13 protein-coding genes are annotated in these 24,451 nt (G+C 70.0%); 3 read left to right on the forward strand and 10 right to left on the reverse strand.

Going from position 1 to position 24,451, the window contains the following annotated elements:
• Nucleotide 1: 1 nt before the first annotated feature.
• The 6 genes from D7X99_RS25780 to D7X99_RS25805 form a co-directional block, all read right to left on the reverse strand.
• Nucleotides 2–2,305, reverse strand: a complete 2,304-nt coding sequence (locus D7X99_RS25780) for a carboxypeptidase-like regulatory domain-containing protein (protein ID WP_233613732.1) — start codon at nt 2,303–2,305, stop codon at nt 2–4.
• A gap of 68 nt (nt 2,306–2,373) precedes the next feature.
• On the reverse strand, nt 2,374–4,497 hold the full coding sequence (locus D7X99_RS25785; RefSeq protein WP_233613733.1) for a carboxypeptidase-like regulatory domain-containing protein: 2,124 nt from the start codon (nt 4,495–4,497) through the stop codon (nt 2,374–2,376).
• A 28-nt stretch (nt 4,498–4,525) separates the two neighbouring features.
• Entirely contained in the window at nt 4,526–6,829 is a 2,304-nt protein-coding gene (locus D7X99_RS25790; protein WP_121780113.1) for a carboxypeptidase-like regulatory domain-containing protein, read from the reverse strand.
• 28 nt (nt 6,830–6,857) lie between these two features.
• Nucleotides 6,858–9,056: a carboxypeptidase-like regulatory domain-containing protein gene (locus D7X99_RS25795; protein ID WP_233613734.1), complete on the reverse strand. Its 2,199-nt coding sequence runs from the start codon at nt 9,054–9,056 to the stop codon at nt 6,858–6,860.
• Nucleotides 9,057–9,164: 108 nt separating this feature from the next.
• Nucleotides 9,165–9,977 (reverse strand): TIGR02452 family protein, encoded by an 813-nt coding sequence (locus D7X99_RS25800; RefSeq protein ID WP_121780100.1) that lies wholly within the window; start codon nt 9,975–9,977, stop codon nt 9,165–9,167.
• Between the two features lie 4 nt (nt 9,978–9,981).
• Complete coding sequence (locus D7X99_RS25805; RefSeq protein ID WP_120577039.1) at nt 9,982–10,818, reverse strand: hypothetical protein; 837 nt, start codon at nt 10,816–10,818, stop codon at nt 9,982–9,984.
• A gap of 363 nt (nt 10,819–11,181) precedes the next feature.
• On the opposite strand from D7X99_RS25805, the gene D7X99_RS25810 reads away from it, so the two are divergent.
• Nucleotides 11,182–14,328 carry an adenylate/guanylate cyclase domain-containing protein gene (locus tag D7X99_RS25810; protein ID WP_121780101.1) on the forward strand — a complete coding sequence of 1,049 codons (3,147 nt, stop codon included), beginning with the start codon at nt 11,182–11,184 and terminating at the stop codon, nt 14,326–14,328.
• Nucleotides 14,329–14,340: 12 nt separating this feature from the next.
• Here the strand turns inward: D7X99_RS25810 and D7X99_RS25815 are convergent, their stop codons facing one another.
• From D7X99_RS25815 to D7X99_RS25830, 4 genes are read right to left on the reverse strand one after another with little or no spacing between them, the layout of a single operon-like run.
• Nucleotides 14,341–15,975: a M28 family metallopeptidase gene (locus tag D7X99_RS25815; RefSeq protein WP_121780114.1), complete on the reverse strand. Its 1,635-nt coding sequence runs from the start codon at nt 15,973–15,975 to the stop codon at nt 14,341–14,343.
• A 42-nt stretch (nt 15,976–16,017) separates the two neighbouring features.
• Nucleotides 16,018–18,042, reverse strand: a complete 2,025-nt coding sequence (gene mdoH, locus D7X99_RS25820; RefSeq protein ID WP_121780102.1) for a glucans biosynthesis glucosyltransferase MdoH — start codon at nt 18,040–18,042, stop codon at nt 16,018–16,020.
• A 47-nt stretch (nt 18,043–18,089) separates the two neighbouring features.
• The gene (locus D7X99_RS25825; protein WP_121780103.1) at nt 18,090–18,605 is read right to left on the reverse strand and encodes a hypothetical protein; all 516 of its coding nucleotides are present in this window, start codon (nt 18,603–18,605) and stop codon (nt 18,090–18,092) included.
• Nucleotides 18,593–20,122 carry a glucan biosynthesis protein gene (locus D7X99_RS25830; protein ID WP_121780104.1) on the reverse strand — a complete coding sequence of 510 codons (1,530 nt, stop codon included), beginning with the start codon at nt 20,120–20,122 and terminating at the stop codon, nt 18,593–18,595. Before D7X99_RS25830 ends, D7X99_RS25825 begins: the two co-directional genes overlap by 13 nt.
• 519 nt (nt 20,123–20,641) lie before the next feature.
• On the opposite strand from D7X99_RS25830, the gene D7X99_RS25835 reads away from it, so the two are divergent.
• Both D7X99_RS25835 and D7X99_RS25840 read left to right on the forward strand, forming a co-directional pair.
• Nucleotides 20,642–22,105, forward strand: coding sequence for a DEAD/DEAH box helicase (locus tag D7X99_RS25835; protein ID WP_121780115.1), 1,464 nt, complete (start codon nt 20,642–20,644; stop codon nt 22,103–22,105).
• 232 nt (nt 22,106–22,337) lie between these two features.
• Nucleotides 22,338–24,440: a serine/threonine-protein kinase gene (locus D7X99_RS25840; protein WP_121780105.1), complete on the forward strand. Its 2,103-nt coding sequence runs from the start codon at nt 22,338–22,340 to the stop codon at nt 24,438–24,440.
• The last annotated feature ends 11 nt before the right edge of the window (nt 24,441–24,451 follow it).

Below are 24,451 nucleotides of genomic sequence, written 5' to 3' on the forward strand. Positions count from 1 at the left end.
GTCAGCGCGTGTATGGCCTTCCGCCTCCGCGAGCGGGACGCGCGGACTGGATGACGTGCACGCCGGTCCCGGTCAGCTCCACGGGGATTCGCAGGATCGCGTCCGCTCCGTCCATCTGGTCCCGGATGAAGACCGTGTAGTGCCCCAGGGGCAGATGACTGAAGCGGAAGTCCGCCCCCAACATGAAGTGGGGAACGAAGGACTCGTGCTCGTCCTCCGACTCCCATGTGTTCGGCATCGGGTCGGATCCGAAACCAGCCCGCATCACGTCATCCAACGCCTCGGGCGAGCGAGGCCAGGGAACGTCTCCCGGAAGCACGAACGCGGTGACGAACTCGCGAGATGCCTCGACACGCACCTCCAGCGACACGGGCCCCTGACGGGGCTCGAAATCCAACGACTGCCGTGAGCCGGACGACACTCGAAGCCGCGTCGAGGAGAAGGACACCGGAGGCGGCTGGGGCGGAAAAGGCGGCCGGATGTTCAGGGGGCTCCCTTCGGGATGCACGAAGCACTCGCGGTCTCCCGGGATGTTCATGGCGTAGAGGCCCGCCCCGTCGCTCCTGGCGCTCATCGTGAACCCACCTTCGCAGTGGACGCTCAGGTCCACCCCCGCCAGCGGAACCTGCGCGCCATCCGTCACGAATCCGTGCAGTTCCGCGTTGGGAACGAGCCGCAACCGCACCGCCGTCTCATTGGGTTCGAGCGCATGGAGCACGGTCCCGTGTTCCTTCGAATCGACGCGCAGGAACTGGCGCCGGCCTGGCACATGCTTGAGTTCGAAGCGGCCCTCGGCGTCGGTCATCGCCCACCGCGAGCGAGGGGGTCCATGGCCGTCCAGGTCGAACTCCTCCACGAGCTCGACCTCCTGATGGGGCACGCCCGTGCGACCGTTCCTCGCGAAGACACGGCCCTGGACGGTGCGGCCCTCCTCGAGGACGACGTCCGGGACCTGGAGCACTTCTTCTTCTCGCCCTTGCGCGCGCACGAGAGCGGGAGCGAATCCCAACACGTCGATGACCCACTGATAGGTGTGGGTCAAGTCCACGTATCGCACGTACTCGCCCCGCGGATTGTTCGGGGAGAGTCCGTTGACTTCGAAGAAGCCCACGGGCTGTCCATCCGGGCGAACGACACGGCCCTTCAGACTTCCAGAGACTCTGCGGAACACCACCGCTTCACCCGTTCCCGCGGGAAGAGGACCTCTCGCCTCCCAGTCCCGGGCCCCTTCGGGGGCACCCAATGTCAGGACGTGCGGAGCCTTGAAGACGTGCGGAATGGCGAAGGAGCCGTCCTGCCCCACGACGCCCGTGCACCAGCCGCTCAAGCCCAGCGCATTCGGCTTTTCATCCGCCCCCCAGGCAGTCGCTGTCCCGTGGTCAAGCGCCTTGCCGTTGGCATCCACGGCCCGCCCTCGCCAGGGTCCAGCGTCATGAAGGCCTTCGAAGCTCACCGTCGCTTCCGCCTGCTGGCCTGGAAGGACCTGGACCGCGATGCTGAGATTCCACTCACAGCCGGGCACGGGAGTGTACCTGCCGGAGATGCTGTAGCGCCCTGCGGGAAGCTGCTGGAAGACGGTGGCATCTTGCGCCTCCTCCGGGGACAGCTCGTCGGGGCTCATGTCATCCATGGACACGAAGTCATCCATGGACGAGATGGAGAAAGGCCCTCCAGGCAATGGCTGTCCATCGGGCCCGCGCACCTGAACGCGCAACGAGCCGAGCCCACCCATCACCACCGCCAGCTCCGGCGCGGGCGCCACGAGCTCCAACCGCGTCGGACTCCACTTGTACTTCTCCGCCTGAAGCATCACGCGTCCAGCGGGAACACCGTCGAAGCGGAAGCGCCCTTCCGCATCGCTCACGGTCTTCGGCGCGGACACGGTTTCGTTGGAGCGGCTGAGTCGAAGCGTGGCCCACGCGATGGGCTTCCCTCCCGCATCCACCACGCGCCCGGCGATTGGCGCCGCGCGCTCCAGCGTCACGTCCAGACGCGCCTTTCCGGTGACGGGGACCCGTGCGTCCGTGCGAGTCACGCTCACGAAGCCCGCCGCCTCCGCCTGGAGGACATACCAGCCCGGCATCACCTGAAGCCGCGCCGTCCCCGTCGCATCCGTGGTGCCCGACCTGATGACCAGGCTCCCTCGATCCGCGCCGCGTGCCACCAGCGCCACGCCGGGCACGGGTTGCCCGGCCGGATCCACCGTGCGGACGGTGAACGCCACCTCCTCCACGGGCCATCGGGTCTTCGTTTGCACCGGACGCGGCGCCTCCGCGCACGCGAGCACCACGGCCAAGAGCCCCACCCAGCTCCATCGCATGCCCCACAGGTTAGCAGGGCGTGACGCGGCCGTGGACGGAGTGCATGCGGGCTTCAGGGCACGAGCAGCGTCCCCCCACTGTCGGCGGGAAAGCCGAGCCGGAGGGACTTCATCTCGCCCTGCTTCAGGTCCACGGGCACGCGCAGAACCGACGGTCCAAACTCCCCATCGACGGCGAAGAAGGTGTAGCGGCCGGGCGGCAGGTGGCTGAAGGCGAAGTCCGTGCGCCAGAAGTAAGCCCCCGGCACATCAGGATCCTCCGGCGGCCATTTCCTCGCGGCGGGATCGCTGGTGAATGCGGAGCGCTGGAGGATCCGCATGGCTCCGTACGTCTTCGGCATGTCCACATCGCCGGGAACGACGAAGGTCTCCAGCTTCTCGCGTGGCTCCGGGAAGTGGACCCGGAGCGCGACCCCACCGTACCTCGGGACGAAGTCCCTGCTTTCGCGCGCGTGTGGCGAGAACGAGACGGGCTGGGGTGAGAAGACCAGCGGCGCGGGCCGGGGCCACTGGGCATCCCGGAGCGGCTCATCCGAAACCTGCACGAAGCACTCGCGGTCCCCCGGAACGCGCAGCACGTAGTGGCCTGCTTCATCCGTCGTGGTGCGGGTGTCGAGCCCGGCCTCGCAGCGCGCCCGGACGGTCACGCCCGCGAGCGGAACGCGCGCCCCATCCGTCACGCCCCCCTGGAGCACCGCGTCCGCGGTCAGCCGCACCTCCACCTGGTCCTCGTGAGCTCCGACCTCGTACAAGGCCGTTCCGCCCTGCTCGTCGGTCACCCGGAGGAACTGGGTGCTTCGGGGCAGCTGTTTGATGTGGAAGCGGCCCGCCTCGTTCGCTTCATTCGCCGCGCGGTGCTCGTCGCGCGGGGTCTCCAGGTCGGCGGGGGCCACCCGCTCGACGCGGGCATGGGGAACCCCTGTCTGTCCATCTTCCTGGAACACCCGGCCCACGACGGTGTGACCGGGCTCGAGCGTGATGTCAGGGAGCGTCAGTTCCTCGCGCGCGCGAGCTTCGACTCCTAGCAGCGCGACAGGAGGATGGAACACCACGGGCCCGCCATTGGGGCCGGAAGGTGCTTGTTCCGCGACGCCCATCTTCCGGCGAAGCCCATCCATGGACCCGAGTGCGAGCTTGTAGGGCCGAGCCAGGGGATGCCTCAACTCGAAGCGTCCGTCCGGGTCTGTCGTCGTCATGCATTCGCCCATGAGGTCCCCGCCCTCCGGCGTCTTGAGCGCCGTGGCCCGAAGCACCAGGCCAGCCAGCGGTTTCCCGTCGGGAGTCACAGCCCGGCCCGTCCAGACTCCCGCACTGGAGACGCCTTCGAAGCTCACCGTGAATTCAGCCTGCTGTCCGGGAGGGACGTCGACGTCCACGGTGCGGTCCCACCAGCACCCAGACGCAGGAGCGTAGCTGGCCGACACGCGATAGCGCTGCGCCGGGAGTCGCAGGTGGCGCGTTCCCTCAGCCGTTTGCTCGGACGCGTGCGAGATGCCGACATTCCGGTCGATGGGCCTCACGAAGCTACGGGAGTTCGGGACCACGCGGCCCTCGGGGTCGACCACCCGTACGAGCAATGACGAGTGTTGGCCCATCACGATGGTGAGTTCGGGCTGGGGAGTGACGACCTTCAAGCGGTGCCAGCTCCAATCCGCCTTGCTGGCATAGAGCAGGCCCTCGCCCGCGGCCACGCCCTGGAGGGTGAACTGGCCCTGCGTGTCACTGGAGGTTTGCACGAGCGGGGTGGCGACGGTGGAAGAGACAAACCGGAGCCAGACGCTGTTCAGCGGCTTTCCCTCCGTGTCCACCACGCGTCCGGAGAGTGGCACCGTGCGCGCCAGGGCCAGCTCCATCCGCGGCCTCGAATCCGGCGCGATCCGGATGTCCGTGCGGAATGCCGTCACGAAGCCCCGGGCCTGGACCTCCGCGGCATACCGGCCCGGCTTCAGCGCAACACGTCCGGTCCCCTTTGCGTCCGTCATGCCGCGCAGCGCGTTGTCTTGCGACAGCTCCGCGCGCCAGACGTTCACCCGCGCACCGGACACGGGCTGTCCCTCCGGGTCCACGACCCGGAACACCCACGTCACTTCATTCGCCGGTCCGGGCGTTTCCAACTCCGGACGCGTGCCCGCGCAAGCGAGCACCACGGCAACGAGCCCCACCCCGCTCCATCGCATGGCACGAAGCATACGCGATGGGTTCGCGTCAGCGCGTGTAGAGCCTTCCGCCCTCCTGAGCGGGCCGCTTCGAATCGACGGCATGCACGCCGGCCCGGGCAAGGTCCACGGGGATGCGCAGGAGTTCATCGAGCCCGTGCTCCTCCTCGCGGATGAAGAGCGTGTAGCGCCCGAGGGGCAGCCTCCTGAAATCGAACCGCGCTCCTGACAGGAAGCTGGGGACGATGCCGGACTCCCCGTCCTCCGACTCCCATGCGTTCTGCCACGGCTCGGGTTCAAAGCCGGCCCGGAGGAGTTCATCCAGGGCTTCCGGTGAGCCCGGCCACGGAACGTCCCCCGGCAGGACGAACGCCGTGACGAACTCGCGGGACGCCTTGACGCTCACTCGCAGGTGGGCGGGCCCCTGCCTTGGCTCGAAGTCCAACCGGTGCTGCGAGGCCGGAGCCAGATTGATCAGCCGCGGCGAAAAGGACACCCGTGGCGGCCGGGGCCTCGGCCTGACGTTCAGGAGACTCGCTTTGGCGTGCATGAAGCACGGGCGATTCGCCGGAACGCTCACCGAGTAATGACCCACGGCGTCGGTTCTGGCGTCCGCCTTGAAGCCACCTTCGCAGCGGAGCTCCAGGTTCACCCCAGCCAGGGGAACCCGAGCCCCCACCGTCACGGAGCCCCCGAGTTCCGCCCCCGGCACAAGCCACAGCTGCACCGACACCTCATCGGGTTCGAGCCCACGGAGGACGGTCCCCTGCTCCTTCGCGTCCACGCGCAGGAACTGGCGGCGGCCGGCGACGTGCTCGAACCGGAAGTGCCCGTCCGCGTTCGTCGTTGCCTTGTGAGGCCGGCGCCTCCACCGGGTCTCCAGGTCGAAGACCTCCACGAGTTCGACCTCCTGCCCGGGCACGCCCGTCTTGCCATCCTCCGCGACGACGCGCCCGTGGACGATGCGGCCCACATCGAGGACGACATCCGGGACGGTGAGGATTTCGTGCGCACGCCCCTCCGCGCGCACGAGCGCGGGCGCGAAGCCCTCCGCTTCGATGACCCACTGGTACGTGTGTGACGACGGGACGTTTTGTTCGTATTCGCCACGCGGGTCCTCTTCGGAATACGAGTGGATCTTGAAGTGCGCCTGGGCTTGCCCGTCCGGCCGCAGGACGCGTCCCTTCAGCAATCCGATGCCGGAGCGGAACATCACCGGCTCCCCCGTCCCCGCGGGAAGCGGCCCGTCGGCCAACAAGCCCATGGACGGGTGGGTGGCCGTCCATTCCAGGCTCACCGGAGCCTTGAACACGTGCGGAAGGGCGAAGGACCCATCCAGCCCCGGACGGACGTCGCACCGGCCATGCATGCCCACATCATCCAGCGATCCATTCTCCAGCCAGGCTTTCACCACCCCCGTGGCAAGGGCATTACCCCTGGCATCCACGGCCACGCCTCGCCAGGGGCCAACATCCTGGACGCCTTCGAAGCTCACCGTCGCTTCCGCCTGCTGGCCCGGAAGGACCTGGACCTCGATGCCTCGAGTCCACAAACAGTCGCCGGACGCGGGAGCGTATCTACCGGAGACGCGGTAGCGCCCGGCGCGAAGTTTCTGGAAGACGGTGGCGTCGGACCTCTTCTCCGGGAACAGCTCGAAGAAATGCTCCTCATCCTCATCCTCGGCGAAGATCCAGGCGGAAGCGGCAGACGACAGTTTGCCATCGGGCCCGCGCACCTGGACTCGCAGCGAACCCAGTCCGCCCATCACCACCGTCAACTCCGGCTGTGGCGTTTCAAGCTCCAGCCGCGTGGGACTCCACTCATCCTTCTCCGCGAGAAGCTTCACGGTCCCCGCGGGCACGCTGTCGATGCGGAAGCGTCCGTCCGCATCGCTTTCGGTGCTCAGCGCTGATTCCTCATCCCCGGACAGGGTGAGCTGAAGTCGAGCCCCCGCGACGGGCCGTCCTTCCAGATCCACCACGTGTCCCGCGAACGGCACCGCGCGCTTCAGCGTCAGCTCGAGCCGGGCCTCCGATCCAGGAGCGATCCGCGCGTCCATATCGAGCGTTCGCACGAAACCCGGCGCCTCCGCCTGGAGGACATACCAGCCCGGCATCACCCGAAGCCGCACCGTCCCGGCCGCGTCGGAAGTACCCGACCGGGAGATCAGGCTCCCCTGGTCCGCGCGGCGCGCCACCAGCGCCACACCGGGCACGGGCTGCCCGGTGGGATCCACGGTCCGGACGGTGAACGCCACCTCGTCCACGGGCCATCGGGTCTTCTTTTGCACCGGACGCGGAGCCTCCGCGCACGCGAGCACCACCACCAAGAGCCCCACCCAGCTCCATCGCATGGCGTGAAGCATACGCGCAGGACTCACGTCAGCGCGTGTACGGCCTTCCGCCTCCGAGACCGGGGCGCTCGGACCGGATGATGTGCACGTCGGTTCCAGTCAGCTCCACGGGCATGCGAAGGACCGCATCCGCTCCATCAATCGCATCCCGGATGAAGACCGTGTAGTGCCCCAGGGGAAGATGGCCGAAGTGGAAGACCGCCCCCCACATGAACGAGGGAGTGAAGCCGTCGTCATCATCTTCCGGGTTGAAGCCGGCCCGGATGAGCGCATCCAATGATTCGGGCGAGCGGGGCCACGGAACGTCTCCTGGCAGCACGAACGCAGTGACGAACTCGAGGGATGCCTCGACGCTCACCTTCAGCGAAGCAGCGCCTTGGCGAGGCGTGGGGTCCAACGCATGGCGCGAGCCGGGCGCCAGACGAACCCGCGTCGGAGAGAAGGACACCGGAGGCGGCAGGTGCCCATCTCGGACATTCAGAGGGGTCACGACGGGGTGCACGAAGCACTCGCGGTCTCCCGGGATGTTCATGGAGTAGAGGCCCGCCTGGTCCGTTCCCGTGTTCATCTTGAAGCCACCTTCGCAGCGGACATGCAGGCCCACTCCCGCCAGCGGAACCCGTGCGCCATCCGTCACGGAGCCATGCAGCTCCGCGTTGGGAACGAGCCGCAACCGCACCGCCGACGCATCGGGTTCGAGCGCCTGGAGCACGGTCCCCTGGTCCTTCGCATCCACGCGCAGGTACTGGAGCCGGCCCGCCACATGCTCGAATTGGAAGCGCCCCTCGGCGTCGGTCCTCGCCGCCCGCGGGCGATTCGACCGATGCCCGTCCAGGTCGAACGTCTCCACGAGCTGGACCTCTTGATTGGGCACGCCCGTACGACCGTTTCTCGCGAAGACGCGGCCCTGCACGGTGCGGCCCTCGTCGAGCACGACGTCCGGAACCTGGAGCTCTTCCCCAACCTGCCCCTGTGCACGCACAAGGGCGGGAGCAAAGCCCAACACGTCGATGACCCACTGATAGGTGTGGTTCATCCACACGCCCTGCACGTACTCGCCCCGTTGATTCCCCGGAAAGTATCCGTCGACTTCGAAGTAGCCCACGGGCTGCCCATCCGGGCGCACCACACGGCCCTTCAGAGTCCCGCCCTCCGGAGGAAACACCAGCGCTTCGCCCGTCCCCGCCCCGAGCGCGCCCTTCAACATCCGCGTCGGTGACGGTTTGTCGGAATCCCAGACCACCTGGGCCGGAGGCCCGGTCACACGTGAAAGAGCGAAGGATCCATCCGGCTCCACGCGGGCTTCACACCGTCCGCGCAGACCGAGTGCACCCTCTCCGTGCTCCCCCATCCAGGCCATCACCTGTCCACCGCCAAGCGCCCTTCCCTTGTCGTCGACAGCACGCCCGCGCCAGCGCCCGAACCCCTCGACCCCTTCGAAGCTCACCGTCGCTTCCGTCTGCTGCCCCGGAAGCACCTGGACTTCGATGACACGTTCCCACTCGCATCCCACCGAGGGCTCGTATCGACCCGAGACGTGGTAGCGACCGGCGGGAAGGTTCAGGAACAGGATGCCCTCGGGCACCTGGATCGGGCTCTTCGTCATCGGACGCTCGCCTTCCTCCTCGAGTGAGATCGAGACGGAAGGCTCTGCCAGTCGATGCTGTTGGGGATCCAGCACCCGGACCCGCATCTTGCCGAGTCCCCCCATCACCACCGTCAACTCCGGTGCGGGCGCCGCGAGCTTCAGCCGCGTCGGACTCCAAGCGTCCTTCTCCGCGCGAAGCGTCACCGCTCCGGCGGGAACGCCGTCGAAGTGGAAGCGCCCTTCCGCATCGCTCTCGGTCGGCGGGACGGCCACGTCTTCGTTCGCGAAGCGGAGTTCAAGCCGAGCCCCCGCGACGGGCCGTCCTTCCAGATCCACCACGCGACCGGCGACGGGCGCGGCGCGCTCCAGCGTCACGTCCCAACGAACCTCATCACCGAAAGGAACCCGCGCATCCGTGCGGGTCACGCTCACGAAGCCGGGCGCCTCCGCCTGGAGGACATACCAGCCCGGCATCACCTGAAGCCGCGCCGTGCCGGTCGCATCCGTGGTGCCTCCTCTGGCGACGGAGGACCCGCGATCGGCGCGGCGCGCTACCAGGGACACACCTGGACCCGGTTGGTTCGCCGCATCCACGACGCGGACGCCCACCGGCACCTCTTCCTGAGGCCAACGCTTCATCACCGGACGCGGAGCCTCCGCGCACGCGAGCACCATGGCCAAGAGCCCCACCCAGCTCCATCGCATGCCCCGCAGGTTAGCAGGCCCGCACGAACGCCAGACAGCCCCTCAGCCGAAGCGCTCGCGGAAGGTGCTCAGGTTCGGCCCCTTCCCACCGCGCTCGTATACCGCGAACACCACGCGGCTGAACGCACCCGCCATCGTGGACAGCCCTCGCGCGAAGGCCTCCGCCGAGTCGTGCGGGTTGTTGCGGAACGCACCGCAACCCCAGGCTCCCAGGATGATCGTGCGGTGCCCATGGTGCGCCGCCACCTGCAACACCTTGAGCGCCCGCGCGGCCAGCACTTCGCGCAGCTTCTGCGCGACCTCCGGATCCTTCGTCGGCAACTCCCGCGCGTTGGGCGCGGGCGCCGTCAGCACCGACACGGAGAACGGCCGGTCCAGCAGGTCGTAGTGCTCGTTGCGGAAGAACGGCACGTCCGGCGAATAGATGAAGTGATCAGTGTACAGCGGCGAGCGCAGCTTGCGGTTCACGTCGTAGTACTCCGGCCACTTCAACAGGCACGGGTACAGCGCCGAGCACCGCGCCAGGTCCTCCTCCTGCGCCTTCGCGCCCGTGAGGAAGCCGCCGCCCGGGTTCACCGCCGACGCGAAGTTGAGCGCCAGCACCCGCTCTTCGCCCTCCTGCTCCACCAGCCGGCGCGCGGCGTCGCCCGTCTTCTCTGGCGTCACCTCGATGGTGAAGCCCGGCACCGGCGCGGGCCGCGTGAGGTGTTCGAAGTCACCGGGGCGCACCAGCACGGTGCCCTCGACCGCGCGCGACACCGCGTCGCGAATGGACACCTCCCGCCCGGACAGCGGCACGTAGGTGCCTTGATCCAGGATGTGAAGGGTCTCGTCCGCGACGCGGTTCAGCGACATGGCGTCACTCGCAGCCGATGCGCTCGGGCGCCACCGCGAGGTCGTCGATCCACGTCTCCGACGCGGAGTCGCCCTTCGGGTGCACGAAGCCGTAGCCCACCCCGAAGTTGGTGAAGGGCCGGATGCCCACGTTGGGGAAGTCGTAGGCCTGCTTCCCATCCACCCACACCAGCGCGTGGCCCGTGGTGGCGGTGCTGTTCGCGCGCTCCACGCCCCACTCGATGCAGGTCCACTTGTTGGGCGACACCGTGACCTTCGTGTCCTCCTGGAGGTTCCAGCCCGTGCCCTTGATGCCGCTCCAGTCATCCAGCGCGAACGCGCCGTTGTGCATCCCCTGGAGCTCGATGCCGCCGAAGTCGTTGTCCTTCGGCGAGAAGAGGATGAAGTACGTCCCCATCACGCCCTCCGGCGAGGCCCGGTTCAGATACACGTACGCGCGCGTGTAGAGCTTCGTACCGAACGCCGGGATGTCCTTGCGCAGGTGCGCGATGGCCTGCTGGTCCCCCGGGCCCGTGTCCTCGTTGTAGCCCGGGTCCGTCTTCACGTGCAGCGCACCACTGCCGGAGCGGGTGCGCGTGCCGTCGATGGCGATGGTGGCGTGGTGGTCCTCGTCCGGGTGCTTCCAGCCGTTCTGCCCCTTGTCGAAGTTCTCGCAGAGGATGGCGGAGGCGGGGCACTGGCCGTTGCCCGTGCTCGTGCCGGCGTCGGTGTTCGTGCCCGCGTCCGTGCTCGTGCCCGAGTCCGGGGTGTTGTCCGTCTTGTCGCCGTCGTCGCCGCAAGCCGACAGCGCGCCCACCGCGAGGGAAGCCATCATCAACGCCAGTGCCGAAGTCGAACGCATGAGTCCTTCCAGGAAGAGGCGTCGCGCCCTCGCGCTCCAGCCGCGGGACGGGACGTGTCTCCGTCCTAACACGGCCCCCCGTCTTCCTTGGAATGGGGCCCGGCAGACCCCGGCGGTGGCGGCAAGCGGGCAGGCGGTGACGACCGGCCCCGCGGGGTCATGCGGATGTCGTCCGTGGATGGATGCGCGCGCGGCGCGATCACAAGTGCTCACTAGCGGCGCACCACCCTGCCCGGCAGGTGCGCGTTGCCGTTCCGGCTCGTACTGCTTTCCATGTGAGGCGCCAGCGGCACGGGCGTCACCCTCACGGGCGACAGGAGGGTGGGGGCGGGTGGGGGTTCCTGGCATCGGGGAGAGCGGGAGATGGGAGAGGCCTTCCGAAGACTCACGGTCGTCGCGCCCCCGGCCGACGAGGGCGCCTCCGTCCGTGCTCCGCCGCCCGCCCGGCACGTGCCGCCCACCGGTTCGGTGGCGCTCGTCTTCACCGACATCCAGGGGTCCACGCGGCTGTGGGAGCGCTGTGGCCAGGCCATGCGCGACGCGCTGGAGCTGCATGACGGCGTGCTGCGCGCGCTGCTGCTGGGCACCGACGGCTACGAGGTGAAGTCGCAGGGCGATGCCTTCATGGTCGCGTTCGCTTCCCCGGTGGAGGCCGCGCACTGGTGCCTGCGCGCGCAGGAGGCGCTGCTGCACACGGGCTGGCCGGAGGCCCTGCTGGAAGAGCCGGACGCCGCGGAGGAGCACGCGCCGGAAGGGCTGAGCCACCGGGGGCTGCGCGTGCGCATGGGCGTGCACGTGGGCGAGCCTGATTGCCGCCTGGATCCGGCCACGCACCGGCTGGACTACCTGGGGCCTCCGGTGAACATCGCGGCGCGGGTCGCGGACGCGGGACACGGCGGCCAGGTGCTGCTGAGCGGCGCGGCGTGGACCCGCATCCAACCGGAGCTGGCGGCGCTGGGGATGCCCGTCGCGCGCTCGCTGGGGTCCTTCCGGCTGCGCGGCGTGAGCGACAGCGTGACGCTGGTGGAGCTTCTGCCCGCGTCGCTCGCGCACCGCCGCTTCGGCCCCCTGCGCGCCCCGCGCGAACGGCCCGGCAACGTGCCCACGCTGCGGCAGGATCTGGTGGGGCGCGCGGAGGAGCTGGACACCCTCCGGCAGTGGCTGTCGGAGGGCGCGCGGTTGATCAGCATCCTGGGCCCGGGGGGCATGGGCAAGACACGGCTGGCCACGCACTTCGGCGCGCTGGAGTCCGACGCGGGCGTATGGGAGGGCGGCGTCTGGCGATGCGACCTGGAGGAGGCGCTGACGGAAGGCGACCTCTGTCACGCGGTGGGCCGGGCCCTGGGCGTGCCGCTCACCGCGGACGGAGACGGCAGCACGCCCGCGGAGCGGCTGGGGCGCGCGCTCGCGGGATGTGGCGACGTGCTGGTCATCCTGGACAACGTGGAGCAGGTGGTGCGGCACGTGCCCGCGACGCTGGGGCGCTGGTGGGTGCTGGCGCCGCGCGCCCGTTTCCTCGTCACGACACGAGAAGCCCTGCGCCTGCCAGGGGAGCGCGTGCTGGACCTGGCCCCGCTGGGCCTGCCGGATCCGTACGAGACGCGCTGGGACGTCATCCTGCGCTCGGACGCGGTGCGCCTGTTCGTGCAGCGGGCCCGGGAGACGCGCGGCGACTTCATCCTGACCGACGCGGATGCCCCGCACGTCTCGGACATCGTGCGGCAGCTGGACGGCATCGCGCTGGCCATCGAGCTGGCCGCTGCGCGCGTGAGCGTGCTGGGCGTCGAGCAGTTGCGCGAGCGGCTGTCGAAGCGCTTCGACCTGCTGCGCGTGGGACGGCGGGACGCGCCCGCGCGACAGGCGACGCTGCGGGGTGCCATCGACTGGTCGTGGAACCTGCTGGAGCCGGCCGAGCGCGCCGCGCTGGCGCAGTGCTCGGTGTTCCGGGGTGGCTTCACGCTGGAGGCCGCCGAAACCGTGCTGGTGCTGCCGGAGGGCTCGCCGGACGTGCTGGAGGTGGTGCACTCGCTGCGCTCCCAATCGCTCCTGTGCGCGCGCGAGGTGGGGGCTCCCGGCGGATTCCTGCGCCTGGGGTTGTACGAGAGCATCCGCGAGTACGCGGCGCTGCGGCTGCACGAGATGGGAGACGAGACGGCGTGTGAGACCCGGCACGCGGACACGTACCTCCAGGTCGCTGGACGGCTGCGGGATCGCGTGCAGAAGACGGGCGGCGCGACTGCGCTGCGGCGGCTGGCCCTGGAGCGCGAGAACCTGCTGGCCGCGTGCGCCAACGCGATGGCCGTCCGTCCCGCGACCGCCGAGTCCCTGGGCCGAGCGATGGAGACGCTGGTGGCGCTGGAGCCGGATGCGCGCACGCGGGGACCGGTGGGGCTGCTCGTGGAGCGGCTGGAGCGTGTGCTGGAGGCATCGGCCCACGTCTCCGTGGCGCCGCTGAAGCGCGCGGAGGCGCTCGCGGTGCTGGGCCGCGCGTACCTGGACGCGGGACAGGCCGAGTACGCGCGCCAGTCCCTGGAGGAGGCGCGCGGCGTCTTCCACACGCTGGGCGAGACGGCGTCGGAGAAGCGCGTGCTCGTGGACCTGTCCATCGTCGCCCGTCACGCCGGAGACGGGGCCGCCGCGTGGACGCTGATGCGCGACGCGCAGGCGCTGCCCTCCGGAAGCGACCGCTGGCTGGAGGCCTACGCGGTGGGCAACCTGGGCCTCGTCGAACAAGTGCGCCATGGGCCGGAGGCGGCCATCCCCCACCTGCGCGAGTCGCTGGCGCTGTTCCGCGAGGTGGGCGACGTGACGTTCGAGGTGGGCTTCCTCACCAACTGCGCGGTCGCCATCGGCGAGGCGGGCGACGCTGGCGAAGCCGTGATGCTCCTGGGCGAGGCGCTGGGCCGCGCGCTGAGCGTGGAGGACCGCGCGGGTCAGGCGCTCGCGAGCATCAACCTGGGCTGCTACCTGATGGACGCGGGCGGCATCGCGGAGGCCTGCGAACACCTGGAGTCCGCGGTGCGCCTGTCGCGGCTCCTGGGGCTGCGGCTGCTGGAAGGCACTGCGCTGGGCGAACTGGGCCGCGCCTCGCTGACCCGGGGGGACTGGACGCAGGCGCGCGCGGCGTTGACGGAGGCGGTCACCATCCTGGGCCGTGCGTCCCGCTGGCAGGCCCTGCGGTTCATCGCGCACCGGGCCGCGCTGGAGGCCGCGTGCGGAGAACTGCGCGCCGCGCGAGAGGGCTTCGCCGGACTGGAAGGAGCCCCCGAGCTGCGCGAGGACCCTGCCCTCTTCCTGCTCGTGGATCTGCTCCGCGCGGCGCTCGACCTGGCCGAAGCCGACGCCGCGCCCGCGCGAAGCCCCGAAGGCAACACTGCCAGGACCGCCGCCCGACGCCGCATCGAAGCGGCCCGGAACGCCCCGCGCGAAACCGCGTCGTCCGACATCCGCTGCGCGCTCCGCTTCCTGGAAGCCCGCCCCGGCGTCACCGACACGCACCTGGATGCGTGAAGGCGCTCCAGCTCACGGGGCCGGAGCAGCCTCCGGCGCCGGCTTCGCGAAGCGGCGGAAGAAGCTGTCGTCGTTCCAGTACGGCCGGCCAGGAGCGTCCGCCACCGCGTTCGTCAGCGCGGTCAGGAAGGTGATGAAGCGCGCGGCGCCCTCGTGGTCCACGGGCTGCTGCGACAGGTCATCCGACGGCGCGTGGTAGCGCTCGGCCAGCCACTGCTTGAACACCTTCTGCTCCTCCGACCCCGGCGTGTAGCCGAACTTGAAGAACAGCGCGGGCACACCCTCGCGGATGAACGAGTACTGATCGCTGCGCACGAACAGGTTGCGGTCCGGCTCCGGATCCGCGAGCACCTGCACGTCCAGCTTCGCCGCCACCTCCGCCAGCGGCACCGCGAGCGAGGACTCGTCCTTGCCGTGCGCCACCACGGAGGTAAACGGCCAGTGGGGCATGAACATGTCCAGGTTGAAGTCCGCCACGATGGAGGTGATGGGCACCGGCGGCCGGGACGCGAAGTACTTCGACCCCAGCAGTCCCTTCTCCTCCCCCGTCACCAGCGCGAACACCACCGAGCGCTTCGGCTTCTCCTGCTGATCATGCAGCTGCCGCGCGACCTCCAGCACCGCCGCCACGCCGGACGCGTTGTCCATGGCGCCGTTGTAGATGCGGTCCCCCTTCACCGGTTCGCCCACCCCCACGTGGTCCAGGTGCGCGCTGAGCACCACGTACTCCTTCGCGAGCACCGGATCCGTGCCCGGCATGACGCCCACCACGTTCATGGACTTGAGCGGCTTCACGTCGAAGGCCAGCTTCGCCTTCATGCGCAGCGGCAGGTCGAACTTCGGCAGCGGCTGGTCCGCGTTGGCCAGCGCCACCAGCTCCTCGTAGGTGTGCGGCGCGCCCTCCAGCCACTTCTGCGCGTGCGCCACGTTCACCACCACCGTGACCTTCAGCCCGCGCGAGTCATTGAGCGACGGATCCGCGAACACCACCGTGGGATTCTTGTTGGAGCCCACGACGCGTTCCCACGGCAGCTCCAGCAGCTTCGGGTTCTGGAGGTACACGACCCCCACGGCCCCCGCCGCCTTGAGCACCTTCAGCCGCTCCGCCCACGAGGAGAAGTGCGACTTCACCGGGCCCGGGATGTTCCCCGGCCCGCCCTGGAGCATCACCACCACCTTGCCCTTCAGCTCCAGGCCCGCATAGTCGTCGTGGCCCAGCTCGGGGATGGACAGGCCGTAGCCCACGAACACCAGCGGCGCGTCCACGGTGCCGTTGTCGCCCTGCCGCGACGACAGCACGACGTCCTCGCCCTGCACCAGCGGCAGCGTCTTGCCGTCCTTCACCAGCGCGACGCTGGACTTCGACTCGATGAGGCGGCGCGACTGGAGCGCCATGGGCTGCAGGAAGCCCGTCTTCAACATCGGCTTCACGCCGAGCGAGGCCAGCTCCTTGGACACGTAGCCCGCGGCCGTCGCGTAGCCCTTGCTGCCCGTGTCGCGCCCCTCCATCGCGTCACTGGCGAGCACCTCCACGTGCTTCCACCAGCGGTCCTCGCCCACCTGGGGCTTGGATGCGGGAGCCTCCGCGGCGAAGACCCCGGAGGAGACGAACAGCGCGAGCGTGGCGGCGGACGAGACCCGTTTCATGCCCCGGAGCATCCAGGGCGAAGCGGGGTCATGCAACCGGGATCAGGCCTGCACGCCCAGCCGCCGGCCGCGCAGCTCCGACAGCGTGCGCGCGTCCAGCAGCACCGCGGACTTCTCCTGCGGGGACAGGGGCTCCATCCCGCCCGCCAGCAGCTTGCGCCGGGCGGAGGCCAGCGCCACGGGGACGCTCGCCGTCGGGTGGGACTCCAGCAGCGCCAGGTGCAGCGCATGCGCGCGAGGGTCGGAGAGCACGTGATCCAACGCGTCGTCCACCGGCTCCATCCCCTCCTCCGCCAGCTCCTGCGCGCGCACCAGCACGGTGGGCGGCTCAGCCTCCTCCGGAATGAGGAACAGGCCCTTCCTCTGCGCCCACAGGCCCAGTGACGCGCGGGCGGTGAAGACTGAGATGGCCGGGGCGAGCCACAACCCGACGATGACTGGCGACAGCCACGCCAGCATCCCTGGCGCTACCGCGATTGTCAGCGCCGCGAGCACGACGCCAATCGCCATGTGCCCCTTGTGACGGCGCAGCGCCTCCGACCACGGCAGGTCCGTGTCCTCGCGCTGCTGGCTGGACCAGTTCACCTTGTAGCCAAGCAGCGTCCCGAACACGAAGTGCGACTGGAAGAGCATCATCACCGGCGCCATCAGCGTGGACACCACACCCTCCAGCATCACGCTCAGCACCAGCTTGAACCGGCCGCCCATCCGCGCGGCCTCTTCGCGGTTCGCGAGCAGCAGGCCCAGGCCCATCAGCCGGGGGATCCACAGGAGCGCCAGCGACAGCGCCATCAGCCGCAGCGCGCCCACCGTGTCGAACGCGTCTCCGCCCGGCAACGTGGACTGGAACTCCAACAGCGTCGCTGGCGCGAAGAACCACTCGTGCAGCGCGGCGAACAGGCCCGCCACCAGGAAGATGAGCCACAGGGGCGACGCGACGTAGGACATCACGCCCATGAGGAAGTGCATCCGGCTCATCGGGTGCAGGCCGCCCGCCATCACCAGCCCCAGGTGCTGGAGGTTGCCCTGGCACCAGCGGCGGTCGCGCTGCGCGTACGCGAGCAGGTCCGGCGGCGGCTGCTCGTAGCTGCCGCCCAGCTCAGGCACCAGCCACACCGTGTAGCCAGCGCGGCGCATCAGCGCGGCCTCCACGAAGTCGTGGCTGAGGATGTGGCCGCCGAACGGCTGCTGGCCCGGCAGCACCGGCAGGCCGCAGTGCTCGATGAAGGGCGCCATGCGCAGGATGGCGTTGTGGCCCCAGTAGTTGGAGTCCCCCATCTGCCACGCCGCCGCGCCCGCGGCCACGATGGGGCCATACACGCGCCCGGCGAACTGCTGAAGCCGCGCGAACAGCGTGGAGCGCCCCACGTTCTGCGGCGGCACCTGGAGGATGCCCGCGCCCGGGTTCAGCTCCATCAGCCGGGCCATCCGCACCACGCTGTCGCCCGCCATCAGGCTGTCGGCGTCCAGCACCAGCAGGAAGTCGTAACGGCGGCCCCAGCGCTCGCAGAACTCCGCCAGGTTGCCCGCCTTCTTGGCCGTGTTGTCGGAGCGGCGGCGGTAGAAGATGCGCCCCTGCCCGCCCACCCGGCGGCACAGCTCCGACCACGCCAGCTCCTCCGCCACCCACGACTCCGCCCGCGTGGAGTCGCTCAGCACGTAGAAGTCGAACGCGTCCAGCTGCCCCGTCGCGGCGATGGACTCATACGTCGCCTGCACGTGCGCGAACACGGCGGCCGGGTCCTCGTTGTAGACGGGCATCACCACCGCGGTGCGGCGCGTGAGTGGACCGGCCGCCTCCTCCTCGGTGGGCCAGCGCAGCCCCGGCACCCGCTGGTTCGCCACCAACTGGATGAAGCCGGCGACGCCGCTCCAGAACGACAGGGCGATCCACGCGAAGCACACCGCGAACAGCCCCAGCACGAACAGCTCTGGCACCGTGGTGCCGTGGGCCGCGAGCAGCCGGTGCATCTCCACGGAGGCGAACCCTGTGGACAGGGCCGCGAGTCCCAGCACCATCACGCGGCGCGGGCGCGCCAGGGCCGGAGTGTAGGGTTGGGCGTTCATGCGGACTCCGGGCTCCCGTGCGGCTTCGCTGTGGGTGAGGTGCGCGCCTAGCGCGACGGCGACACGCCCGCCTGGCCGGCGGCGGGACGCAGCCACCGGCGCAGCATGTCCATGAAGGGATTGAGCACGAGCACCTGCTCGCGCATCTGGCAGGGCACCTCCGCCGGGGCGGACATGGGCACTGCTTCACACACCGCGCGGCGCCAGGCCTCCGGCAGCGAGGACGGAGCGCGCATCAGCACGTCCGCGCCCCAACGCGCGCCGCCCACCAGCACGAACGCGGCCCGGCCCCGCACCATCAGCGACGGCCCCACGTGCGACGGCCCCAGCACCTCCGCCAACCAGCCCTCCACCCGCCACCGCGCGAGCGCCAACGCGGCCTCCGGCGACAGGGACAGCTCACGCGTGCCCAGGACCCAGCCCGCCAGCTTCTCCAGGTCGTTGCGGCCGGTGAAGCCAAAGTCCTGGAAGAAGCTCACCAGCGCCGCGTGGGTGTCCGCGCGGGCCTCCTGGGGCATCGCCGGCGCGAAGGAGATGAACGGGTGCGTGGTCACGGAATCCACAGGTAGCTCCAGGTCTCGGTGAGGGTCTCGGAACCGCGTTTCAGGAAGCAGCGCAGCTCGACGGGGCCTTCTCCGTCGGGCATGAGCTCGAAGGCCGCGCGGAAGCCACCCGTGACGGCGTGGACCTCCGCGCGCGGGTGCAGCACCTGGCCGCGGGAAGCGGTGACGACCGCCTCCACGGGACCCGTGCCCTCCACGCTGGCCTTCGTGAAATCGAGGACGAAGCGACGCGCCCCCGGCTTGCTGCCCGCCGCGACACGCGTCGCCGCGACGGTGGAACCTCCGGCCTTCGAGCCCTCGGGGGAAAAGCCCCAGGACAGCCGGTAGGAGAAGCGAAGGTGTGCACCCGCCTGCACCGGTGCATCCGGCACCCAGAAGGCCACGATGTTGTCGTGGATCTCCTCGCGGGTGGGCAGCTCCACGAGCCGCACGGAGCCCGCGCCCCAGTCACCCACCGGCTCCACCCAGGCGCCAGGACGACGCTCGGAGTGCGCCTCCAGGTCCTCATAGCTGGTGAACGCCTGGTCGCGCTGCAACAGGCCGAAGCCCGACAGCCCGTCCGTGTGGAAGCTGCTCGTCTGGATCTGCTTCGGGTTCTTCAGGGGGCGCCACAGCTTCTCGCCGTTCTTCGTCCACACGGAGATGCCGTCGGAGTCGTGCACCTCCGGGCGGAAGTCGTCGAAGTCGCCCCGGTCGTTCTCTCCAAAGAGGAACATGCTGGTGAGCGGCGCCACGCCCAGCTGGCGCACCGCCTTGCGCGCGAACACCGTGGAGTCCACGTCCATCACGGTCCGCTCACCCGGGCGGATGGCGAAGCGATACGCGCCCGTGACGCTGGGGCTGTCCATCAGCGCGTGCACCACCACCGTGTCCGAGCCCTTCGCCGGCGTCTCCAGCCAGAACTCGCGGAACGTGGGGAACTCCTCGCCCCCCGGCTGCGCCGTGTCGATGGCGAGCCCGCGCGCGGACAGGCCGTACAGGTTGCCCTTGCCCAGCGCGCGGAAGTAGCTGGCGCCCAGGAAGACCACCAGCTCGTCGTAGTAGTCCTTCGTGTTGAGCGGCGCGTTGAGGCGGAAGCCCGCGAAGCCGTTCACCTTGCCCTTGGGCGGCGTGCCCACCAGGGGGCCGTAGGTGAACTGCTCCGTGGAGAACGGGACCGGGCGCGCCTTGCCGCCCTCCACCACGTTCACGCCCACCGGACGGGTGTAATAAAAACCAGGGTGGAAGAACTGCGCCCGGAAGGGCAGCCCCTCTTCACGCCACAACGACGCGGAGTCGCGGAAGCGGATGTCCCGGTACTGATCGTAGGTGAGCTTCTCGAAGGACGGCGGCACGCCGATGGGCGGCTCCTGGTACGGCTTCGCGGCCAGCGCACGGGCCTTCTCCTCCACCGTCTGGGCGGAGAAGCCGGAGGCCTTCGCCGTCCCCGCCTTCGGCTGCTGGGCGCACGCCAGCGCCGCCACGCACAGCCCCATCCCCCAGGCCATCCCCACCGTCTGTCGCTGCCACCGCTTCAAATCCCGCTCCTCACCAGGGTCCACCGCCCGCGCCAGTACGGCGCGACGCGGCAAAGGCTAGCAACGGTCATGCCAGTCGGCAGGGGCTGGGGAATTTCCCAATCATTCCAAGGACCTGCCCAAAATGGGCTCCTGTCACTTCCTTGCAACACCAATGATTTCGGCGGCTTGAGAGGGCGCTGAGAGAGGGAGCTGGCGGCGCCTGGAATGGAAGGTTGTGGACGATGGGGACAGGCGGCCAACAGCCCTGTCCGAAATCTCCACAGCGGTCGGGGGCAGGCGGGCGGGGAGGATTTCCCGGGACATTGCCTCCCGTTGCAGGCAGTGTGGCTTGGCCCTGGGCGGCACCGGGAATCGTTCCGGAGGCCCAGGGGTTCCAAGTCGTTCGCAGGTGCCTCGGGCCGTTGATTGGCCTGACCGCGTACCGCCAGGCGCCCCCGCAATACCGCGAGAGGGTGCGCTGCGCGGTCGGTCCCCCGCCTGAGGGGGAGTGCGCCGACCCTTCACATGCGGGATTTCATGACTTTCGATGAACTGCAGTTGACTGATTCGCTCCTCAAGGCCGTCAAGGCGGAGGGCTACACCACGCCGACGCCCATCCAGGCGAAGGCGATTCCCCATGCCCTCGCGGGCAAGGACGTGCTCGGCGTGGCCCAGACGGGCACGGGCAAGACGGCGGCGTTCGCGCTGCCCATCCTCCAGCGCCTGTCGGCGAAGGCGCCCGCGGGCGGTGCGCGTCCGGTGCGCTGCCTGGTGCTGACGCCCACGCGCGAGCTGGCCAGCCAGGTGAGCGACAGCTTCGTCACCTACGGCAAGAACCTGCCCCTGCGCCACGCGGTGGTGTTTGGCGGCGTGGGCCAGAATCCGCAGGTCCAGGCGCTGCGCCAGGGCGTGGACATCCTGGTGGCGACGCCGGGACGACTGTTGGATCTCATCGACCAGGGGTTCGTGACCCTGCGCGCGCTGGAAGTGTTCGTGCTGGATGAAGCGGACCGCATGCTGGACATGGGGTTCATCCACGACGTGCGGCGGGTCATCAAGGTGCTGCCGCAGGTGCGCCAGACGCTGTTCTTCAGCGCGACGCTGCCGCCGGACATCATGGACCTGGCGCGCAACATCCTGAAGGATCCGGTGCGCGTGGAGGTGTCGCCCGCGTCCAGCACCGCGGACACCGTGAGCCAGCAGGTGTACTTCGTGGAGCGCGAGGAGAAGCGCGCGCTGCTCACGCACCTGCTCCAGGACGCGAAGGCGATTCCGCGCGCGCTGGTGTTCACCCGCACGAAGCACGGCGCCAACCGCGTGGCCAAGCAGCTGACGGCGGCGGGCGTGCGCGCGGACGCCATCCACGGCAACAAGAGCCAGAACGCCCGCGAGCGCGCGCTGGACGAGTTCCGCGCCGGCACCCTGCGGGTGCTGGTGGCCACGGACATCGCGGCGCGCGGCATCGACATCGACGGGCTGTCGCACGTGTTCAACTACGACCTGCCCAACGTGCCGGAGCAGTACGTGCACCGCATCGGCCGCACGGGCCGCGCGGGCGCCAGCGGCCAGGCCGTGTCCTTCTGCGACTCCGAGGAGCGCGCGTACCTGCGCGACATCGAGCGCACCATCCGCCGCAGCGTGCCGGTGGTGGCGGACGCCGCGTTCCGCTCGCACCTGCCCCCTCCCCTGCCCGGTGACGTGGAGGAGAGCCGTCCTCCGATGAACCGGGGTGGCCGGGGCCAGTCGCGCGGCGGTGGCGGTGGTGGTGGCGGCGGCGGTGGTCAGCGTCGGAGTGGCGGGCAGCAGCGCCGCGGTGGTGCCGGCGGCGGTCAGGGACGTCCGAACGGTGGCCAGTCGCGGCAGGCCAGCGGTGGTGGGAATGCCCAGGCGCCGCGCGGTGGTGGCCAGGGCCGTTCGCAGCAGGCCCGGCCCGCGGTGGCCTCACCCGCGGCGGGGCCGAGCTCGCCTCCGTCCCGGCGCACGATGTCCAAGTGGGGCTGAGTCCCCGACCCAGATAGGGCGCGGCCTTTGAGGGGCGCGCCTTTTCCGGGTGTGGGGGTTGGACTTGAGTTCATGACGCCCGGCTCCTCTCACGAGGGTCCGGGCGTTCGACTGTCCGGGGTATGGCGGCGGAGGGTTGGGCTCGTTCCCTGGCGGATGGGGCGTGGTAGCGTGGCGCCGTGTTTCACGGCGGTGCATCGCACCCCTTTTGTCATCAGGACACGCCCTCTTCATGACGCGCTCGGCTGACGGTGAGCTGCACATCGATTCGGTCCTCCGGAATACCTACAAAGTCGTCTCCGTGTTGGGGCGGGGCGGCATGGGTTCGGTATTCCTGGCCCAGCACCTGCGGCTTCCGGGCAAGCAGGTCGCGGTGAAGGTATTGCGGGTAGGTGATCACGTGGGGCCGGACCTCCACGTGCGCTTCCGGCGCGAGGCGGAGATCGCCTCGCGGCTGGGACACCCGAACATCGTGGAGGTGCTGGACTTCGACACGCTGGAGGACGGCAGTCCGTTCCTGGTGTTGGAGTACCTGCGCGGCGAGAGCCTCGCGGATCGGCTGCGGCGCGGGCGGCTGACGTTGGAGGAGGTGTTCTCCTTCACGCGGCAGATGGGGTCCGCGTTGCAGACGGCGCACCGCGCGGGCGTCGTGCACCGCGACCTGAAGCCCGCGAACATCTTCCTGGTGCCCACGGACTCCGGCGGCGTGGTGGGCGAGCGGGTGAAGCTGCTCGACTTCGGCATCTCCAAGGTCATGTCGTCGGAGACGCTGCAGACGCAGGAGGCGGTGCTCATCGGCACGCCGCAGTACATGTCGCCGGAGCAGGCGCAGGGGCAGAACAGCCGCATCGACGCGCGGACGGACCTGTTCGCGCTGGGCGGCATCGTGTTCGAGATGATCTCCGGGATGACGCCCTTCGGTGGCGGGTCGCTCGTGCAGATCATCTACCGCGTGGTGCACGAGCCGCCGGTGTCGCTGGCCAATCTGATGCCGGACCTGCCGCCGAACGTCGCGCGGGCGGTGGCGCGGGCGCTGGAGAAGAACCCGGATCACCGCCATCAGGACGTCGCGTCGTTCATCGCGGAGCTCACGGGCACGCAGCTCCAGTCGCTGCCAGAGACCGCGGAGCAAATCGAGGCCCGCACCTTCGGGCGCGCGAAGCGTCCCTCCGGTGTCGCCCTCCCCTCCGTGGCGCCGAGCGACGACGACGGGACGGGCGCCACGATGGCGCCGTCGAACAAGGGGCCTGGGACGGGCCGCTTTGGCGCGGATGCGTTGGCGACATCGGATGACATCGGCTTCGACGCGACGATGGCGCCGCGATCCGGCGGCACGGTCCCATTTGGACAGCAGCCGCAGGTGGCGGGCGGCACGATGGGCTTCGGCGCCACGCAGATGCCTGGGAGCGGCATGGGGAGCTCGGGCGTGGCCCTGCCGGTGCCCGGTGTCCCCGCGCGGTCACCGACCAGCTACAGCGGGCAGCAGGTCGCCCAGGGCCATGGCACGGGTCAGCACGTCGCTCCGGGCAGCATGGGCGGACAGCAGGCCGTGCAGGGAAGCTACGGTGGCCAGCAGGCGGTGCCGGGCAGTCTCGCGGGTGCTGTCGGCCCCCAGGGGCAGCCGCTCGCCCCGGTGAGCATGTCGGGCCAGCCGGAATTGCCGGGGCCCATGACGATGCCCGCCGCGGTCCCGCCCAAGTCGCGCGTGCTTCCCATCGCGGGCGCCGCAGCGCTGATCCTCGGCGCCGTGGGACTCGGGTGGTGGCTGCGGCCCGGAGCGCCCATGGGCCCGCCGCCCGTCATGCACGCGGGCCAGGATCACGTTCCCCCGCCACGCGCGGGTCCGCCCCCCGAAGGCCCGCCGCCGGTCATGCACGCGGACCCGAATCACGCGCCCCCGCCGCCTGTGGGTCCGCCCCCCGAGGGTCCGCCGCCCCAGCCTCCACCGCCTGTCATGGCGCAGAACGATCCGCCAGCGATCGTCGACCCCCAGGTGCAGCAGACCAAGACGACAGGCAAGCCGAACACCCGGCCTGGCAACAAGGCACCGGCTTCGCGCACCCTGCTGAACCCTACGGATGCCGTCGCGGTCGCCAAGCTGGAGGAAGCCCAGGCCGCCGCGAAGCAGAAGGACTTCGAGACCGCGGTCCGGATGGCCCAGAAGAGCTACGCGGCCCAGAACAACCTGGCCGCGCACTACCTGGCCATCAAGCTCCGGTGCCAGACCGGCGACCAGGTCAACGCCCCCGCGGAGGCGAGAAAGATCAGCGCCTCGGATCTGACGCCGACGCTCATCGCCGAATGTCAGCGCCGTGATATCGAATTGAAGCGTTGAGCGAACACCGC

Origin of the sequence: Corallococcus sp. AB032C (assembly GCF_003668935.1) — a bacterium.
In the GTDB taxonomy this organism is placed as follows: Bacteria; Myxococcota; Myxococcia; order Myxococcales; family Myxococcaceae; genus Corallococcus; species Corallococcus exiguus.

Bases quoted from the DNA above. Each gene is read 5' to 3' on its own strand.
- D7X99_RS25785 (WP_233613733.1), bottom strand. From the start codon at position 4,497: ATGCGATGGAGCGGGGTGGGGCTCGTTGCCGTGGTGCTCGCTTGCGCG.
- D7X99_RS25800 (WP_121780100.1), bottom strand. From the start codon at position 9,977: ATGTCGCTGAACCGCGTCGCGGACGAGACCCTTCACATCCTGGATCAA.
- D7X99_RS25805 (WP_120577039.1), bottom strand. From the start codon at position 10,818: ATGCGTTCGACTTCGGCACTGGCGTTGATGATGGCTTCCCTCGCGGTG.
- D7X99_RS25840 (WP_121780105.1), top strand. From the start codon at position 22,338: ATGACGCGCTCGGCTGACGGTGAGCTGCACATCGATTCGGTCCTCCGG.
- D7X99_RS25810 (WP_121780101.1), top strand. From the start codon at position 11,182: ATGGGAGAGGCCTTCCGAAGACTCACGGTCGTCGCGCCCCCGGCCGAC.
- D7X99_RS25790 (WP_121780113.1), bottom strand. From the start codon at position 6,829: ATGCGATGGAGCTGGGTGGGGCTCTTGGTGGTGGTGCTCGCGTGCGCG.
- D7X99_RS25815 (WP_121780114.1), bottom strand. From the start codon at position 15,975: ATGAAACGGGTCTCGTCCGCCGCCACGCTCGCGCTGTTCGTCTCCTCC.
- D7X99_RS25835 (WP_121780115.1), top strand. From the start codon at position 20,642: ATGACTTTCGATGAACTGCAGTTGACTGATTCGCTCCTCAAGGCCGTC.
- mdoH (WP_121780102.1), bottom strand. From the start codon at position 18,042: ATGAACGCCCAACCCTACACTCCGGCCCTGGCGCGCCCGCGCCGCGTG.
- D7X99_RS25795 (WP_233613734.1), bottom strand. From the start codon at position 9,056: ATGAAGCGTTGGCCTCAGGAAGAGGTGCCGGTGGGCGTCCGCGTCGTG.